The sequence below is a fragment of the Micromonospora echinofusca genome (assembly GCF_900091445.1).
Taxonomy (GTDB): domain Bacteria; phylum Actinomycetota; class Actinomycetes; order Mycobacteriales; family Micromonosporaceae; genus Micromonospora; species Micromonospora echinofusca.
The window spans coordinates 204,347-221,757 of the sequence record NZ_LT607733.1 but is presented as its reverse complement, the minus strand read 5'-3'; the positions used below and the strand labels follow the sequence as shown (position 1 = coordinate 221,757).

Genomic DNA, 17,411 nt, shown 5'->3' with positions numbered 1-17,411 from the left:
GTCAGCCCTTCATCGCCACGGCCGGCGGCGCGGACTCGTCCCCGGTCAGCGCCTTCTGGGCGGTGGCCGTGAACGCGGTGCCGCTGCCGGACAGCTTGGCCTGGAACATCGGCTGGAGCAGCGCGTGGTCCTCGGCGCGGATGGTCATCTTGCCCTTGACCCCGTCGAAGCTCCAGCCCTCCAGGGCCTTGACCATCTTCTCGACGTCGTCGCCGCCCTCTTCGATGGCGCGGACGACCATCTGCGCGGCCGCGAAGCCGTCCGGGTGGAACAGGTCGACCGTGCCGACCTTCGCCTTCAGCGCCTTCACGGCCTCGTTGTCGGAGGCCCCGTCGAAGTAGTGCGACAGGAACGAGATCTTGCTGCCGGCGGCGCCGAACGTCGGCCACGAGGCGCGGATGTCCAGGCCGGTGACGACCGTGGTGGAGGAGAGCACGCCCTGCTGGTCGAGCGTCTGCCACATCGCGGGGGCGGTGGTGCCGGCCCAGGCGACGAAGAGCAGGTCCGGCTTGGCGGACTTGATCTGGCTGGCGAACGGGGTGAACTCGGTGGCGCTGGCCGGCGCCCGTACGCTGCTGACGGCCGCGCCCGCGCCGCCGATGACGGCCTTCACGGCGGCCTCGTTGGCGTCGCCGAAGGCGCCGTCCTGGGCGAAGACCACGACCTTCTTGCCGGCCGGGTCGCCGATGAACGACTTGGCGGTGACCACGTCCTGGTACGACTGCCGCCCGGAGCGGAACGTGTACTTGTTGGCGCCCGTCACCGCGTCGGTGGCGGCCGGGCCGGAGATGAAGAGGACCTTGTTCTGCGCGGCGATCGGGGCGACCTGGAGGGCCACGCCGGACGCCGTCGAGCCCGCGATGATCTTGCTGCCCTTGCCGATCAGGTCCTTGGCCGCGGAGACCGCCTTCGCCGGGTCACCCGTGTCGTCGACCTCGGTGACCTCGATGGCCTGGTCGCCCACCTTGTTGGTGCCCTTGGTGGCGAAGTCGAGGCCGGCCCTGAACCCCTCGATGTACTGCTTGCCGTAGCTGGCCAGGGCTCCCGACTGGGAGTAGACCAGGCCAACCTTCACCGGGGCGGCGCCGTCGCCGCCACCGGAGGCGGTGTCCTGCGGGCTGCCACAGGCCGTGGCGGCGAGCGCCGCGGCCATCATCGTGGCGGCGGAGAGGAACACCCGCCGCGTCGTCCGGACCGTCATTGCGACTCCACGTGAGGACTCGGAGGTAGGGAACTCATATGACGGCTCACGCTAGAAGTGACGTCACCCACGGGCTATGTGGCTGAAACACACAAGTAACAGGGGTGGGGTGGCCGGAGGTTACAAGGATCACGACGCGACAACGAACGCGCGCGTCCGCCATGGGCGCCCCGACCATCGACGCAAGTGATGCTGTGTCGCCGCACGCCACCGATACCCACCGAATGCCGTATTCCTCCCGCCCACGCCCTCACCCCGCCCTCGGGCCGCCCGCGCCTGTTCCTGCGAGATCTTGGTGCGTTAGCGCCCCTTGAGGGGCAGTTCCGTACCAAGATCTCGGTACACGCCGCCTGATACCGCGAATGGATCATCGGTCGGTGGAGAACCACGGCCTGCGCGGGCTTGCCCTCAACCGTGGGGCAGCTCGACAGCGGCGCGGGCAGCACCCCGGTGCACCTGAATCGTCTGCGACATCAGCTCGACAGCGCGGACCAGGCTGCCGGAGGAGCCGTGGACCGCGACACCGCGCAGCAGGGTCCGGCTGGTGGGAAGGCTGATTGCCGGCAGGCCGGACGCCAGCAAGGCGGGTGGTGGCGGGCCATGTGGCGGGGCCGGCGGGCGTCGGCGGTTCCGGTCAGCGCCGGGCGAGGCCCTCGCGGGCGGCGACGGCGGTGTCCGGGTGGTCGGTGAAGACGCCGTCGAGGCCGAGGGAGAGGAACAGCTCGTACTCGGCCTGGATGTCGCCGCGGGCGTTCGGGTCGGTACCGATGCGCAGGTCGGCCGGGAGGAACTGGTTCTCGGCCCGGAACGTCCAGGCGTGCACGATGAGCCGCTCGCGGTGCGCGTCCCGCACCAGGGTGGTCGGGGCGAGCAGCCTGCCGGCGGCGTCCCGCGGCACGATCAGGTTCTTGTTCGCGCCGACGCCGTCGGCGTACGAGGCGATCCACTTCAGGCCGGCCGGCTTCGCCAGGTCCTGGTAGGTGCGGGCGTCGCCGGCGACGGTGAAGTCGTACGGGCGGCCGGTGGCGTCGAGGAGCTGCGCGAGCCGGACGTCGGTCATCCGGTCCAGCTTGCGGAGGTTCGCCGTCTCGAACGACTGGATGATCACCGGGGAGTTGCGGCGGGTCAGCCCGTTGCGCCGCAACACCTCCACCAGCGGCTCCTCCAGCGGCAGCCCGATGGACGCGAAGTAGCTCGGGTGCTTGGTCTCCGGGTAGACGCCGATCGTCCGGCCCCGCGCCCGCCCCTCGCTCCGGGCCAGGTCGATGACCTCCTGGAGGGTGGGCACCTCGAAGCGGCCGTCGAAGGCGGTGTTGGCGACGCGCACCTTGGGCAGTCGCTCCTTGGCCCGCAGGGTGCGCAGCTCCGCGAGGGTGAAGTCCTCGGTGAACCAGCCGGTGACCGCGACGCCGTCGATGGTCTTCGTGGCCCGCCGCGCGGCGAACTCGGGGCGGGCGGCCACGTCGGTCGTACCGCTGATCTCGTTCTCGTGCCGCGCGACCAGCGCGCCGTCGCGGGTGGCGACCAGGTCCGGCTCGATGTAGTCCGCGCCCTGCCGGATGGCCAACCGGTAGGCCTCCAGGGTGTGCTCGGGCCGGTAGCCGCTGGCGCCCCGGTGACCGATCACGAGGGGCCGGTCCGTCGGCCGGGCGCGCTCGGCGGTGGGTGCCGGGGCGGCCGAGGCCGTCAGCGCCGGCACGGCCACGGCCGCCGCGAGCAGGGCGCCGGCCAGGCCGAGGGCGGAAAGGGTACGTCGCAACGCCGTCTCCTTGTCGTCGAGGAATCCGCCCCAGCAGACAGGCCCGGGTTGACGGCGAGTTGGTCGGTGCCTGGCCGGCGGGTGAACCCTCGGGATGCCGGTTTCCACACCCGACTCGCGACGGAAAAGGAAGATTGTCTGGTGCGCCGGCTTCTTCGTCATCCCGTACGGCTGGTGCCGTTCGGCTTCCTGGTGACGATCCTGGTCGGCACCGGTCTGCTGATGCTGCCCTGGGCCACCAGCGAGTACCGGCACACCCCCTTCGTGACCGCCCTGTTCACCGCCACGTCGGCGGTCTCGGTCACCGGGATGGCGGTCGTGGACACCCCGAACTACTGGAACGAGTTCGGCCTCGCGATGATCACCGTCCTCACCCAGGTCGGCGGCCTCGGCATCGTGACCGGGGCGACCCTCGTGATCCTCGTGGTGGCCCGGCGGCTGGGGCTGCGCAGCCGGCTGCTGGTGCAGGCCGAGACGGCCGAGTTCGGCATCGGCGACGTACGCCGGCTGCTGTTGCGCATCGCCGGCCTCGCGTTGGTCTGCGAGGCGATCATCACCGCGATCCTGACCGCCCGCCTGTGGCTCACCTACGACTACCCGTTCGGCCGGGCCCTCTGGGGCAGCCTCTTCCACGCAGTGCAGGCCTTCAACAACGGCGGTTTCGCCCTCTACACCGACAGCCTGGTCGCCTTCTCGACCGACGCCTGGGTCACGGTGCCGCTCTCGATCGGCACCATCGTCGGCGGGCTCGGCTTCCCGGCGCTGTTCGAGGCCGTACGCGAGTGGCGGCAGCCGACCCGCTGGGCGGTCGCCACCAAGCTGACCGTCTGGGGCAGCGTGACGCTGTTGGTGGTGGGCTTCCTCGGCCTGCTGGCCATCGAGTGGTCCAACCCGCGCACCCTCGGCATCTACACCTGGTCGGACAGGTTCCTGGTGACGTTCGCCCAGAACGCGTTCATCCGCACCGGGGGCTTCAACGTCGTCGACGTGGACAGCCTGGAGGAGGAGAGCTATCCCCTGATCATCGCGCTGATGTTCATCGGCGGCGGCAGCGCCAGCACGGCCGGCGGGATCAAGGTGACCACCTTCTTCCTGCTCGCCTTCGTCATGTGGGCCGAGCTGCGGGGGGAGCCGGACGTGACGGTCGGGCACCGCCGGGTGGCCACCGCCAGCCAGCGGCAGGCCATCACGGTCGCGCTGCTCAGCCTCGCGTTGGTGGCCTGCGGCACGGTGGTGCTGATCTTCCTCACCGAGGGGGTCCCCCTCTACGCCGCGCTGTTCGAGGTGACCTCGGCGCTCACCACCACCGGCCTCAGCGTCGGGGTCGCCGCGTCGCTGCCGGAGAACGGCCAGATCGCCCTGATCATTCTCATGTTCGTCGGCCGGATCGGGCCGCTGACCCTCGGGTCGGCGATCGCCCTGAACACCCGGCGACGGCTGTACCGCTACCCGGAGGAGCAACCCATTGTCGGCTAGGCGGAAGACGGACGAGGGCAGCGTGGTGGTGGTCGGACTGGGCCGGTTCGGGTGCCACCTCTCCGGCGCGTTGACCGCGCTGAACCACGAGGTGCTGGCCATCGACCGCAACCCGGACCAGGTGCAGCGGTGGTCTGCGCAGCTCGACCGCGTCGTGCAGGCCGACGCCACCGAGGAGGGGGCGCTGCGCCAGCTCGGCGTGGCGGACTTCGGCCGGGCGGTGGTCGCCATCGGTGCCTCGGTGGAGGCCAGCGTGCTGACCGTGCTGGCGCTGGCCGACCTGGGCGTACCACAGATCTGGGCGCGGGCCACCTCGACGAAGCACGCCAAGATCCTGGACTCGGTCGGCGCGCACCACGTGGTCTTCCCCGAGGCGGAGACCGGCGAACGGGTGGCCCACCTGATCGTCAGCCGGATGCTCGACTTCATCGAGTTCGGCGACGACTTCGCCATCGCCAAGGTGTGCACCCCGGAGACGATGATCGGCCGACCGCTCGGGGAGCTGACCCCCACCGAGCGCTACGGGGTGCGGGTGGTGGGCGTGAAGCTGCCCGGTGAACGTTTTCGGTACGCCACGGACGCCACCGTGGTCGCCCCCGGCAGCATGCTGATCGTCGAGGGGGACATCGGGCAGGTGCAACGGTTCGCGGAACTCAGCTGACCCCGGCGGGCTCAGTCATCGTCGTCGTCATCGTCCCTTTCCGTGTCCCTTTCCCTTTCCGTTTCCTGGCTTACTTTTTTTCCACCACCCGACCCCTTGCCCTTGCCGGAGTTGCCGGACTTGGCCTTCGACCCGGCGGAGCTGCCGCCCGAACTTCCGGCGGACGTGCCGGCCTTCTTCGTCGGTGCCTTCGTGGTGGGGGCCTTCGTGGGTGCGACGGCGGGCGCCGCGCCGGCCACCCCGGAGACCTGCGCCCCGCAGGCCTCGTCGCCGAGGCGGAACTCCAGCGGCAGCGGGTTGAGGCCCGTGTGCCGCCCGGTCAGGGTGAGCTTCTCCGACGCGCCGGGGGCCAGCGCGGCGCGCTGCGGGGCGGGCTGCACGACCACCGTGCTCCCCTGCTGGCGTACGGGGGCGGGCGTCGCCTTCGTCACCGTCTGCTGGCCGGGGAAGGTGAAGCTCAGCCGCCAGTCCCGCAGCTCCCGCGCGCCCGTGTTGGTCAGGGTCAGCTCGGCGGCGAAGTCCTTGCCGGAGTCCGTACGCAGCGCGTACACGACCCGGCAGGGCGGGGTCGTCGGCGCCTGCGCGCCCATCCGCGCCTGGGTGGGCTGGTCGATGCCCCCGCTGGCCGGGCTGCGGGAGGTGAAACCCCACAGCCCCGCCGTCACCGCCACCAGGCCGGCGGCGGCCACCCCCGCCTCGATCCGCCGGCGTCGGGTCGCCGCGCGCCGGTTGCGCGTACGGGAGAACGGCAGCGCGTCGGTCGCGGCGGACCAGGGCAGGATCGTGGTGCCGGCGGCGGCCAGCGCGGCCTCGTCCACGGGCCCCGCCGCCGGGGAGACCGGCACCGCGGCCACCATGCCGGCGGCCTCGGCGAGCGTCCGCGCGACCTCGGTGGTGGCGGGCCGGTCCGTGGGTCGCTTGGCCAGGCAGCGACCCACCAGGTCGCGCACCTCGTCGGGGAGCCCCGCCACGGGCGGCATCGGTTCCGGGTCGTTGTACATGTGCGCGCGCAGCATCTGGGTGGTGGTGCTCGCCTGCCAGGGCAGCCGGCCGGTGAGCATCCGGTAGAGCAGCAGACCGACCGCGTACACGTCGGTGGCCGGGGAGACCTGACCGTTGTCGAGGCGCTCCGGGGCGAGGTACGCGGGCGTGCCGAGCAGGGCGCCGTCCGGCCCCTTCTCCTTCTCGCCCACCAGCGCGGAGATGCCGAAGTCGACCACCTTCACGCCGGTGGCGGTCAGCATGACGTTGCCGGGGGTGACGTCGCGGTGCACCACGCCGCGGGCGTGCGCGGTGGCCAGCGCCGAGGTGACCTCCGCGCCGATCGTCACCGCCTCCCGCCAGGGCAGGCTGCCCCGACGCAACCGGCCGGTCAGCGACTCGCCGTCGACCAGCTCCATGACGACGTACGGCACGGTCAGGCCGACCTGCTCGGACTCGCCGTAGTCGTAGACGTTGGTGATGTTGGGGTGGCACAGCCGGGCCGCCGCCTGCGCCTCGATCCGGATGCGGTGCCGGAACGCGCGGTCGCTGGCCAGCCGCGACGCGAGCACCTTGACCGCCACCTGCCGGCCGAGCACCTCGTCGTAGCCGCGCCAGACCACGGACATGCCGCCCGCCCCCAGCTGCTCGATCAGCCGGTACCGCTCACCCAGCAGTTGTGCGCCGTCCCGGTTCGCTCCACCCATGAAGGTCGTTGTTGCCCCGGACCGACCCGGCTACACCTCAAGGGTCGGAATCGGTCAGCGATTCACCCGTTCAGGCGGTGGCGAGGAGCTGGTCCACCGGCGCGTAGTCGTCGGTCAGCACCAGCGCCTCACCGACGAACGCGGTGAGGTCCGCGCCCGCCAGCAGGCTGGCGTCCTCCCGCAGCTCGGCCAGCCGGGCGCGGACCGCCTCCAGCGGCAGCGGGGCGTCGGAGGCGACGATCAGGAAGTTCGAGCCCTCCCGCCCGGCGAGCGCCGCCGCCGGGGCGATCAACGCGACGTGCCGGAACTCGGCGGCGACCGTGGCCAGCTCGCTGCGGATGAAGCGCAGCGGCGGGTAGTCGATGACGTTCTGCACGTAGACGCCGCCGGGGCGGGTCACCCGGCGGACCTCGGCGGCCATCTCCCGGGTGGCGAGGTGCCAGGGCACCACGAGGTGCCCGAACGCGTCGCCGACCACGAGGTCGCGGCTGTCGGTGGCCTCGGCGGCGACCAGCAGCCGGGCGTCACCCACGACCGCCCGCAGGTCCGGCCCCTGGCGTACGCCGAGCTGCCGCTCGCCCAGCTCCACCAGCCCGCCGTCGATCTCGAACACGACGTTGTCGGTGCCCGGACGGGTGGCGGTCAGGTAGCGGGGCACGGTGAACCCGCCCCCGCCCAGGTGCAGCGCGTCGAGCCGCTGCCCCTTCGGGGCGACCACGTCCGCCACCGCCCCGATCCACCGCGTGTACGCGTACTCCAGGTGGGTCGGGTCGGCGAGGTCCACGTACGAGTGCTGCGCCGAGTTGAGCAGCAGGGTGCGGCCGGAGTCCCGGCCGGGATCGGACTCCACGCTGGCGCAGTGGTAGGCGGTCTCGATGTCGCACGGGTTCGGGGCGACCGTGGTCAGCCCGGCGCCGACGAGACCGAGCACCGCCAGGGCGGCCTTGGCGCGGGCGGGGCCGGGCAGCTCCGCGCGGTCCTGGCGGCGCAGCCACAACCCGAGGCCGAACCCGGTGAGCCCGAGCGAGGCCGCCAGGGCGAACAGGATGACCGTGCTGGGCAGCGCGGCGACCAGCACGAACCCGGTGCCCAGGGTGGCCGTGATCCCGCCCAGCGTGCCGATGCCGGAGAGCCGGCCCACCACCTGGCCGGTGCGCCGCAGGTCGGCGAGCTGGAGCTTGACCACCAGCGGGGTGACGGCGGCGAGCAGGGCCGCCGGCACGAAGACGGCGAGCGCGACGAGCAGCAGGATGGCCGAGGCCGCCCCACCGCGCAGCACCTCACCGGCGTACCGGACGACGGGCAGGGTGACCGCCGTGGCGATGCCGGCCAGCACCAGCGCCGGCGCCAGCAGGGCCCTCGGGTTGCGCCGGTCGGCCAGCCAGCCGCCCGTCCACGCGCCGTAGGCGATGGCAGCCAGGGCGATGCCGATGACCGAGCTGGTCACCTGGAGGGTCACCCCGACGTACGGCCCGACCAGCCGCAGCGCGACGGTCTCCAGCACCAGGACGGCGCCGCTGGAGAAGAAGACCAGGAACGCGGCGAGGCCGTTGGGCAGGGCCCGGGCGGTCGAGGCCGCCGGTGTGGCGGGCGGGACCGTGACGTCGGAGGATGCGGAGCTCACCCGCGCGATGGTACGCAGGAAAACTGGGCCACCGGGTCAGTACATCGAGAGATGAACATGGTTCGTGTGGTCGGCGGCGGGGCTGCCGCTGCCGCCGTACGCCCGCCAGCCGGTGCCGGGGTGCCAGATCTGCCGGTACCAGATCACGTAGAGCACGCCGAGCCGGCTCGCGTTGCGCACGTGCCAGGCGGCCAGGCTGTCCCCGTACGCCTTGTCCCCGCCGGTGGCGGTCCTGTCCTCGAACCCGTTGGTGGCGGCCGAGAAGTCGCAGGCGCGGCCCTTGGGGTGCTCGCCGGAACCGCCGCTGCGGTAGCAGGAGACGTGCCGCTTGTAGCCGGCGGCCTGGGTCTGCTTGAGGGCGTTGAGCGTGCGGGGGGTGATGCAGCCGGAGGTGGTGGGGTCGTTCACCGAGCAGGACTCCGACGGCCACGAGCCGTCCGAGTTGCGGGGGGCCGGCTTCGCCGAGGCGGAGTTGCCGCCGCTGAAGCCGCCGCTGCCGCCCGAGCTGACCGCCGCGAGCGCCGCCTCGGCCTCCTTCTTCTTCTTCGCCATCACCGCGAGCTGCTTCTGCTGCTCCCGGACCTCGGTGTCGATGGCGATCTTGGCCTGCCGCGCCTGCTCGCGCGCCTCGGTCAGGCTGCGCAGCCGCCTGCCGTCGCGCTGCGCCATCAGGTCGAGGCTGGCCGCCCGCTCCAGGAACGTCTCCGGCGAGGTGCTGTTGAGCAGCATCGACGTGGGCGTCAGCCGGCCCAGCCGGTAGGACTGGGCGGCCACCTCGCCGACCTGCGCGGTCAGCTCGACCAGGCGTACCTCCAGGGCGCCCAGCTGCCCCACCAGCCGCTTCTGCCGGGCCTTGGAGTTGTCCAGCCGCCCCTTGGCCTCGATGTGCGCCTTGGCGGTCGCCTCCAGGGCGTCCCGCAGCTTCTTGGTGCCGCCCTCGTTGGGCTCCGCGTACGCCGGCACGGCACCGACGCCGAGGAGCAGCGCCACGGCGACGAGCAGCGCGGCCAGCGGGCGGCGGGCACGCCGCACGGCGGTCAGCGGGCGGCGGCCGTCGGGCCCGGCGGGCATGGTCCTGCGCACGAAAGCATCCTTCCGTCGGCCGCCGGCCCCGGACGACGGCGTGGCGCGGCGGCGGCCCCCGCCGGGCGCCGGACGGCGGCCTGCTGGCGGAGACCGGCGGTCAGGATACCGGACGGAGCCGTCCCGACCAGGCCCACGAACGCCCGGAGCATCGAACGTCGACGCGGTGTCGCGTCGACGTCACGCACCGCCGAGCAGCGCCTCGCGTACCTCCGCCCAGATGTGCTCGCTCGCGGCCACCAGGAGGCCGTGGCCGTCGTCGCCCGGGCGGTAGTCGGTGCCGTCGAAGCGCCGCGCGACCCCGCCGGCCGCCCGCACCAGCAGGGAGCCCGGGGCGTGGTCCCACGGCAGGGTGCTCCAGAAGAGCACGAAGTCCTGGTCCCCGGTCAGCACGTCCAGGTATTCCCGGCCGGCGCAGTGCAGGCCGGGCAGCAGTTCACCCAGCCGTGCGCCGCCCGCCTCGACCAGCGCGCGCGGCGCGGCCGGCAGGGCGTGCGACATCGCGGCGCCGCGCACCGCGTCGAGCGCGGGCGCGCGGTCGCCGGTCCGCACCGGCCGGCCGTCGAGCCGGGTCCCCTCGCCGGCGCGCGCGACGGCCAGCGTCCCGGCGAGCGGGTCGAGCACCCAGGCGGCGACGGGATCCCCGTCGGTCAGCAGCGCCACCATCAGCGCAAACGGCTGCCGGCCGGCCGCGAAGTTCGAGGTGCCGTCGACCGGGTCGACGAGCCACACCTCGCCGGAGCCACGCAGGTGCTCCAGCAGGGCCGGGTCGTCGGCGACCGCCTCCTCGCCCACCACCACCGAGCCGGGGCGCAGCCGGCGCAGGGCCGCCGTGATCATCTCCTCGGCGCGGCGGTCGGCGACGGTGACGAGGTCGCCCGGCGCCTTCTCGCTGACGTCGGCGGCGTCGAGCTTGCGGAACAGGGGAAGCACGACCTGGTCGGCGGTCTCGCGCAGCAGACCACCAACGTCGTCGAGCAGGGTGTCAGCCACGCGGCGGCAGCTTCACCACGCTGACGAAGAACTCGTCGATCTGCCGGACCACCGAGATGAAGCGCTCGAAGTCCACCGGCTTCGTCACGTACGCGTTGGCGTGCAGCTGGTAGCTGCGCAGGATGTCCTCGTCGGCCTGGGAGGTCGTCAGCACCACCACCGGGATCCGGCAGAGCTGCTCGTCGGACTTGATCTCCTCCAGCACCTCCCGCCCGTCGCGGCGGGGCAGGTTCAGGTCGAGCAGGATCAGGTCCGGCTGCACGACGTCGGCGTACCGGCCCTCCCGCCGCAGGTAGGCGAGCGCCTCGGCGCCGTCGGAGACGACGGTCAGCCGGTTGCGGAGCTTGTGCTCCTCGAACGCCTCCTGGGTCATCAACACGTCACCCGGATCGTCCTCCACCAGCAGGACCTCGATCGGGCTCTTGCCGTCCGCCGGCGCGGTCATCCCACCGTCTCCCTCATGTCACCCGTTCTACCGCCTTCCGGTGCCCGGTCGGGCCCGTCCGTGGTCTCCGTCTCGTCGGCGCGTCGGTCGGCCTGCGCCGGGGTGCCCGCACCGGCCTCGGCGCCGGGCTCGTCGACGTCCCCGGTCGCGGGCTCGTCGGTCGGTGCCGCGTCGGTCGGTGCCGCGTCGGTCGGTGCCGCGTCGGTCGGTGCCGCGTCGGTCGGTGCCGCGTCGGTCGGTGCCGCGTCGGTCGGTGCCGCGTCGGTCGGTGCCGCGTCGGTCGGTGCCGCGTCGGTCGGTGCCGCGTCGGTCGGTGCCGCGTCGGTCGGTGCCGCGTCCGCCGCGGCGGCCGCGGCGGCCGCGGCGGCCGCCGCCTCGACGTCCTCGGGCAGCGCCGGGAGGGTGAAGCGGATCGCCGTGCCCTCCTCGGTGCCGGTGTCCACCCAGACCCGGCCGCCGTGGTATTCCACGATCTTCTTGACGATCGCCAGCCCGATCCCGGTGCCCGGGTACGCGTCCTTGGCGTGCAGCCGCTGGAAGATGACGAAGATCTTGTCGGCGAACTCCGGCTCGATCCCGATGCCGTTGTCCTGGCAGCTGATCTCCCACTCGTCGCCCACGAGGCGGGCCGAGACGTGCACCTTCGGGGGCACGTCGGGGCGGCGGAACTTCACCGAGTTGCTGACCAGGTTGGCCAGCAGGTTGGTCAGCAACGGCTCCTCGCCGCGGATGACCGGCAGCTCGCCCCAGGTCAGCTCCGCGTCGGCGTACTGCCGGGCCGCCTCGGTCTGACCGGCCACGTCGCCCATGACCTTGTTCAGGTCGACCTCGGTGAAGCCCGTGGTGAGCCGACCGATCCGGGAGAAGGCGAGCAGGTCGTTGATCAGGCGCTGCATCCGCTGCGCGCCGTCGACCGCGAACGCGATGTACTGGTCGGCCCGCTCGTCCAACTGCCCCGCGTAGCGGCGCTGGAGGAGCTGGCAGAAGCTGGCCACCTTGCGCAGCGGCTCCTGGAGGTCGTGCGAGGCCACGTACGCGAACTGCTCCAGGTCACGGTTGGAGCGGGTGAGTTCCTCGGCCTGCTTCTGGAGCTGGCTGTTGACCCACTCGATGCGCTCGCGGGCCTCCCGTACCTCGGCCAGGTCCTTGGCGATCTTGCGCCGCATCGCGTCGACGTCCTCGCCGAGCCGGAGGAACTCGGGTGGGCCGGTGCCGGCGATGCCGTGCTGGTAGTCGCCCTCGGCCACCTCGCGGACCTGGTCGGCGAGGCCGGTCAGCGGGCGGATCACCATCTTGTCCAGGGAGACCAGCAGCATGCTGCCGGCGATGATCACCACCGCGACCGCGATGATCAGCAGGACGACCAGCAGGTTGCTGGTCCGCCGGACGTCCTCGGCGCTCCGCTGCCGGGCCTCGAAGATCTCGAGCTGGAGGTCGTCCAGCGCGCTGCGGACCGCGTCGAACTGCTCCCGGGCCTGGTCGGTGATCAACGCCTGCCCCGCGCTGGTGCCGCTCTGCTGCGTCGCGGTGACCACCGGCACCGCCACCGCCTGGCGCCACTCCTCGGCCCGCTGCTCCACCTTCAGGAGCTCCTGCCGGATCTCCGGGTAGTCGCCGAGCAGCCGCTCCATCGAGACGACCAGGTCCTGCTCCCGCTTGCGCCCGGCGTCGTACGGCGTCAGGTCGGCCGGGTTGCCGCTGACCGCGTAGCCGCGCATAGCGGTCTCCTGGTCCAGCAGCGCGTTCTGCACCTCCTGCGCCTGCACCCGCAGCGGCCCGGTCTTGTTGAGGATCGCGTCGATGTGCATACGGTTCTTCGTCGCCACCGCCACCGCGCCGCCCGCCAGCCCGATGAGGAGGACGGCGACGACGGTGAGCAGCATGACGACCCGCTGACGCAGGGTCCACTCGCGGACGCCCGTCACCGGCCACCGCCCCGGCTGACCAGCAGCATGGCGACGTCGTCGGCGAACGGGCCGCCGTTGAGCTGCTCGGCCCGCCCGACCAGCCAGGCCGGCAGCTCGGCCAGCGGCACGGCGAGGGTCGCCGGGTCGGCGAGCAGGCCGCTGAGGCCGGGCACGTCGAGGCGCTCGTCGCCCTCGCCGGTCCGGCCCTCGATCAGGCCGTCGGTGTACATCAACAGGGACCAGTCATCGGTGTCGAACTCCAGGTCGTAGGCCACGGGCCGGCGGGGTCGTACGCCGAGCAGCAGACCGCCGCGCGCCGGAACCGGCACCACCTTGCCCCCGGCGAGCAGCAGCGGCGGCGGATGCCCGGCCAGTCGGACGGTGGCCCGGTTGGCGTCGAGGTCCAACCGCACGGTGGCGACGGTCGCGAAGATCTCCTGGAGCCGGCGCTCGCTCATCAGCACCTGCTCCAGCGCCGGAAGCACCTCGTCGTCGGGCACGCCCGCGAGGATCAGCGCCCGCCAGGCGACCCGCAGCTCGACGCCCAGGGCCGCCTCGTCCACGCCGTGCCCGCAGACGTCGCCGACGATCAGGTCGAGCCGGTCGGGCCGGGTCTGCACCACGTCGTAGAAGTCGCCGCCGATCAGGGCGGCGTGCCGGCCGGGCCGGTAGAAGGTGTGCACCGCGACCACGTCGGTGGTCATCAGCGGCTGGGGCAGCAGGCCCCGTTCGAGGCGGGCGGACTCGGCCTGGCGCAGCTCGACCTCGCGCAGCCGCCGGGCGTTCTCGTCGGCGCGCTTGCGCTCCACCGCGTACCGCAGCGCCCGGGTCAGCAGCACCCCGTCGACCTGGCCCTTGACCAGGTAGTCCTGGGCACCCTCGGCGACCGCGACGATGCCGAGGTGCTCGTCGGAGCGGCCGGTCAGCACGCAGACCGCGGCGCCGCTGGCCATCTCCAGCACCTGACGCAGCCCGTCGAGGCCCTGCGCGTCGGGCAGGCCCAGGTCGAGCAGGACGCAGTCGACGCCCATCACGCGCTGCCGGGCCTCGCTGAGGCTGGTCGCCACGAGCAGGTCGATCATCGAATTGGTCTCGGCGAGCAGCTCACCGACCAGGAAGGCGTCGCCCTCGTCGTCCTCGACCAGCAGCACCCGCAGCCGCTCGCCGGGAGGCAGGTTGGGATGCCGTCCCATCCCGCCGTGCGGGTACGGCGCGACGGAGGAACCGGCCAGGCCGGTCCCCCGGTACGGCCGGGTCACCGCCGCGAGACGCGGGAGATCGCTGGTGATGTCGGGCTCCTTCCGAGTGCCCTGCTGATCCTGTATTAGACAACGTTCGCACACAACACGACGGGCTCCGCATGCGCGGGGATGGGTCGGATCACTGCGCGGCGGGGGGCGAAACGGACGGGCGAGCCTCTGGTCCACACCGGGAGTCCCGCCGACGGCCGCCGGGGTGCAGGATGGTGCCCACCTGAGACCCCTCCCGAGGAGACCCCGTGGGCGCACCCCCCATCCGCCCCGCCGACCGCGCGCTGGCCCGGCCCCGTCGTCGGCTGGCCGCCGCCGTGGCGGCGCTCGCCGCGCTCGCCGCCGTGGGCGCCGGCACCCTGCTCGACCTGCGCACCCCCGCGCCGCGCCCGGCCGACGCGCCGCCGGGCGAGTTCAGCGCCACCCGGGCGTACGAGCACGTCGAGGTCGTCGCCGCCCGCACGCACGTGGCGGGCAGCCCGGCGAACGACCAGGTCCGCGCGCACGTCGAGGGGGTGCTGCGCGGCCTCGGCCTGGAGACCGAGGTGCAGGACACCGTCGCGCCCGAGGCCGGCCAGCTCAGCGGGGCGGCCGGCGGGGCCACGCTGGCCCGGGTACGCAACGTGGTGGCCCGGCTGCCCGGCACCGACCCCACCGGGAAGGTCTTCCTCGTCTCGCACTACGACTCGGTGCAGTCCGGCCCGGGCGGCAACGACGACGCCGCCGGCACCTCGACCATCCTGGAGGTGGCCCGCGCGCTGGCCGCCGGCCCCCGGCCGCGCAACGACATCGTCTTCGTGCTCACCGACGCCGAGGAGGCGTGCCTCTGCGGGGCGGCGGCGTTCGCGTCCAGCCACCCGCTGGCCGCCGACGGCGGCGTGGTGCTCAACCTGGAGGCGCGCGGCTCCACCGGCCCCGTGATCATGTTCGAGACGTCGCGGGACAACGCCGCCCTGGTGGACGCCTTCGGCCGGGCCGCGCCGCACCCCGTGGGCACCTCGTTCGCCGTGGAGATCTACCGCGCGCTGCCCAACGACACCGACTTCACCGCGTTCCTCGACAACGACTTCGTCGGGCTGAACTCGGCGTACATCGACGGCGGGGCGATCTACCACACCCCGCTGGACACCCCCGCCGCCATGGACCGGGCCAGCCTCCAGCACCACGGCGACAACGCCCTCGGCCTCGCCCGCGAGTTCGGCCGGGTCGACCTGACCGCGCTGGACGCCGGGCACGACGCCACCTACTTCCCCGTCCCGGGCGGACTGGTCCGCTACCCCGGCTGGTTGGTGCTGCCCCTGGCGCTGCTGGCGCTCGCCGCCGTGGCGGCCCTCGGCTGGCTCGCCCTGCGGCGGGGTCGCGCCACCGGGGGCCGGCTCGCCGCCGGGTTCGGGCTGGCGCTGCTGCCGCTCGTACTCGCCCCGCTCGGCGCGCAGCTGCTCTGGGCGGCGGTCACCGCGCTACGACCCGGCTACGCCGAGCTGCTCGACCCGTACCGGCCCACCTGGTACCGGCTGGCCGTGGTGGCGCTCGCCGCCGCCGTCCTGTTCACCTGGTACGCGCTCACCCGCCGCCGGGTCGGCCCGGCCGCGCTCGCCATCGGCGGGCTGGGCTGGCTGGCCGTGCTCGGGGTGCTGCTCGCCGTGCTGGTGCCCGGCGGGGCGTACCTCGTCACCCTGCCGGCCCTGGCCGGCGCGCTGGCCGGGCTGGTCGCGCTGAGCGTGCGGATCGACGGCCCGTGGCCGGTGGTCGCGGCGACCCTGGCCGCGGCGGTGGCCGTGGTGGTCCTGCTGCCCACCGTCGTCCTGCTCTTCCCGGCGCTCGGCATGGCGATGGGCGGGGTGGCGGCGCTGGTGGCGATGCTGCTCGGCCTGGCCGCGCTGCCGGTGGTCGACCTGCTGCACCCGCAGGCCGGCGGGCAGCGGGCGATGGCCGCCCTGCGCGCGCGCCGGCTGGGCGCGCTGCCGGCCGGGGCCGCCGCGCTGGCCACGGCGGTGTTCGCCGGGGTCGGGCTCGCCGTCGACCGCTTCGACGCCGCCCACCCCGCGCCCACCCACCTGATGTACGCCCTCGACGCCGGCACCGGGCAGGCCCGCTGGCTCAGCCACGAGGAGGATCCCCAGCCCTGGACCGCCGGCTACGTCGACGGGGTGACCGAGGTCGCCGACTTCCCCGGCCTGGGCGACGCGGAACTGCGCGCCGGCCCGGCGCAGGCGGCGAACCTGCCCGCCCCGAAGCTGGAGGTGCTCGCCGACACCACGGCCGGCGCCGAGCGCACCCTTCGCCTGCGGCTGGTCCCCCAGCGCCAGGTCCGCCTCACCGCCCTGCACGTGGACGCGGCCACGGCGACGGTGCTGCGGGCGGAGGTGGCCGGCCGCGCGGTGCCGGTGGAGGCCCGGGAGGGGCGCTGGGGCTTCGGCCTGGTCTTCCACGCCCCACCGCCGGAGGGCATCGAGGTGACGCTGACCGTCACGCCGAAGGCGGGGCAGGTGGCGCTGCGCGCGATGGACGCCAGCGACGGCCTGGACGCCCTGCCCGGCTTCCGGCCGCGCCCGCCAGACGTGGGGATCGTGGGCTCGCACAGCTCGGAGATGCTGGCCGTGGCCCGCACCTATCCGCTCTAGGGCAGGCGGCTCCGCTCCAGGGCCCCTCCGCTCCAGGGCAGGCGGCGGGGGTGGGCAGGCGGCTCCGCGCTGGGGCAGGCGGCGGGGGTGGCTCGGGAAACGGTCGTCTGCCGAGTCACCCCCGCACCTGTCAGCAGCGGGTCGCCGTGGCCTCAGCTCAGCCGCGGGTCACCGTGACGTCGGCGGTGAAGGCGCCGCTGCCGTTGCCCGGCGCGTCGTCGTTGATCCGCAGGTACAGCGTGCTGCCGGTGCCGTAGTAGGTGAACGTCGTGCCGGTCCCGGCGTAACGGTAGTTGCCGTTGGTCTTGGCCAGCAGCGAGAAGGCGCGGGCGTTCGTCATCGGGAACTTCGAGTCGCCGGCCATGTTCGTCCAACCCTGCGGCCCGTTCTGCCCCGTGAGCCACACCCCGGACCAGATCGACCCGTAGGCGCTGATCTGGACCCGGTCGCCGTACTGCAACCAGCAGCCGGAGTTGACGTCGTACGACGCCTCCTCGACCTGCTTGGTCTCCTCGCAGACGACGGTGCTGGTGGCCGCCGCCTGTGCCGGCGTCACACCGACCAGCGCGCTGCCTGCCACCGCCGCCGCCACCGCCAGCCGGGCCGATACCGTCTGGAACCTCATGTCGTCCCCCTCCAAATGGTTGCCGTTACGGAGATCAACACTAAGGGATGTCTCGTAACCCCGGTGTCTGTCCGT

At 73.3% G+C, this 17,411-nt stretch carries 13 protein-coding genes; 3 read left to right on the top strand and 10 right to left on the bottom strand.

Annotated elements, in window-relative coordinates:
• Position 1 precedes the first annotated feature (1 nt).
• Together GA0070610_RS01065 and GA0070610_RS01060 are read right to left on the bottom strand one after the other, a co-directional pair.
• Positions 2-1,201, bottom strand: coding sequence for a substrate-binding domain-containing protein (locus GA0070610_RS01065; protein ID WP_088998285.1), 1,200 nt, complete (start codon positions 1,199-1,201; stop codon positions 2-4).
• A 634-nt stretch (positions 1,202-1,835) separates the two neighbouring features.
• Positions 1,836-2,960, bottom strand: a complete 1,125-nt coding sequence (locus GA0070610_RS01060) for a glycerophosphodiester phosphodiesterase (RefSeq protein ID WP_088998284.1) — start codon at positions 2,958-2,960, stop codon at positions 1,836-1,838.
• Positions 2,961-3,101: 141 nt separating this feature from the next.
• Between GA0070610_RS01060 and GA0070610_RS01055 the strand changes: the two genes are divergently transcribed.
• Positions 3,102-4,436 carry a TrkH family potassium uptake protein gene (locus GA0070610_RS01055; protein WP_088998283.1) on the top strand — a complete coding sequence of 445 codons (1,335 nt, stop codon included), beginning with the start codon at positions 3,102-3,104 and terminating at the stop codon, positions 4,434-4,436.
• Positions 4,426-5,097 carry a potassium channel family protein gene (locus tag GA0070610_RS01050; protein WP_088998282.1) on the top strand — a complete coding sequence of 224 codons (672 nt, stop codon included), beginning with the start codon at positions 4,426-4,428 and terminating at the stop codon, positions 5,095-5,097. Before GA0070610_RS01055 ends, GA0070610_RS01050 begins: the two co-directional genes overlap by 11 nt.
• A gap of 11 nt (positions 5,098-5,108) precedes the next feature.
• Here the strand turns inward: GA0070610_RS01050 and GA0070610_RS01045 are convergent, their stop codons facing one another.
• The 7 genes from GA0070610_RS01045 to GA0070610_RS01015 all read right to left on the bottom strand — a co-directional run bounded on the left by GA0070610_RS01045 (position 5,109) and on the right by GA0070610_RS01015 (position 14,096).
• Complete coding sequence (locus GA0070610_RS01045; RefSeq protein WP_088998281.1) at positions 5,109-6,785, bottom strand: serine/threonine-protein kinase; 1,677 nt, start codon at positions 6,783-6,785, stop codon at positions 5,109-5,111.
• 70 nt (positions 6,786-6,855) lie between these two features.
• The gene (locus GA0070610_RS01040) at positions 6,856-8,409 is read right to left on the bottom strand and encodes a fused MFS/spermidine synthase (RefSeq protein ID WP_088998280.1); all 1,554 of its coding nucleotides are present in this window, start codon (positions 8,407-8,409) and stop codon (positions 6,856-6,858) included.
• A 36-nt stretch (positions 8,410-8,445) separates the two neighbouring features.
• Complete coding sequence (locus tag GA0070610_RS01035) at positions 8,446-9,480, bottom strand: coiled-coil domain-containing protein (RefSeq protein WP_088998279.1); 1,035 nt, start codon at positions 9,478-9,480, stop codon at positions 8,446-8,448.
• 192 nt (positions 9,481-9,672) lie between these two features.
• On the bottom strand, positions 9,673-10,485 hold the full coding sequence (locus GA0070610_RS01030; protein WP_088998278.1) for an inositol monophosphatase family protein: 813 nt from the start codon (positions 10,483-10,485) through the stop codon (positions 9,673-9,675).
• Positions 10,478-10,930, bottom strand: a complete 453-nt coding sequence (locus GA0070610_RS01025) for a response regulator (RefSeq protein ID WP_088998277.1) — start codon at positions 10,928-10,930, stop codon at positions 10,478-10,480. Before GA0070610_RS01025 ends, GA0070610_RS01030 begins: the two co-directional genes overlap by 8 nt.
• Positions 10,927-12,813 carry a sensor histidine kinase gene (locus GA0070610_RS01020; RefSeq protein WP_392567307.1) on the bottom strand — a complete coding sequence of 629 codons (1,887 nt, stop codon included), beginning with the start codon at positions 12,811-12,813 and terminating at the stop codon, positions 10,927-10,929. Before GA0070610_RS01020 ends, GA0070610_RS01025 begins: the two co-directional genes overlap by 4 nt.
• A gap of 38 nt (positions 12,814-12,851) precedes the next feature.
• Positions 12,852-14,096: a PP2C family protein-serine/threonine phosphatase gene (locus GA0070610_RS01015; RefSeq protein WP_172896335.1), complete on the bottom strand. Its 1,245-nt coding sequence runs from the start codon at positions 14,094-14,096 to the stop codon at positions 12,852-12,854.
• Between the two features lie 239 nt (positions 14,097-14,335).
• On the opposite strand from GA0070610_RS01015, the gene GA0070610_RS01010 reads away from it, so the two are divergent.
• Positions 14,336-16,711: a M28 family peptidase gene (locus GA0070610_RS01010; protein ID WP_088998276.1), complete on the top strand. Its 2,376-nt coding sequence runs from the start codon at positions 14,336-14,338 to the stop codon at positions 16,709-16,711.
• 157 nt (positions 16,712-16,868) lie between these two features.
• Here the strand turns inward: GA0070610_RS01010 and GA0070610_RS01005 are convergent, their stop codons facing one another.
• Positions 16,869-17,336, bottom strand: a complete 468-nt coding sequence (locus GA0070610_RS01005) for a hypothetical protein (RefSeq protein WP_088998275.1) — start codon at positions 17,334-17,336, stop codon at positions 16,869-16,871.
• Positions 17,337-17,411: the final 75 nt, after the last annotated feature.

Excerpts from the sequence above, each read along its gene's own strand:
- GA0070610_RS01065 (WP_088998285.1), bottom strand. The coding sequence starts at position 1,201 with ATGACGGTCCGGACGACGCGGCGGGTGTTCCTCTCCGCCGCCACGATG.
- GA0070610_RS01045 (WP_088998281.1), bottom strand. The coding sequence starts at position 6,785 with ATGGGTGGAGCGAACCGGGACGGCGCACAACTGCTGGGTGAGCGGTAC.
- GA0070610_RS01035 (WP_088998279.1), bottom strand. The coding sequence starts at position 9,480 with ATGCCCGCCGGGCCCGACGGCCGCCGCCCGCTGACCGCCGTGCGGCGT.
- GA0070610_RS01025 (WP_088998277.1), bottom strand. The coding sequence starts at position 10,930 with ATGACCGCGCCGGCGGACGGCAAGAGCCCGATCGAGGTCCTGCTGGTG.
- GA0070610_RS01020 (WP_392567307.1), bottom strand. The coding sequence starts at position 12,813 with ATGCTGCTCACCGTCGTCGCCGTCCTCCTCATCGGGCTGGCGGGCGGC.
- GA0070610_RS01005 (WP_088998275.1), bottom strand. The coding sequence starts at position 17,336 with ATGAGGTTCCAGACGGTATCGGCCCGGCTGGCGGTGGCGGCGGCGGTG.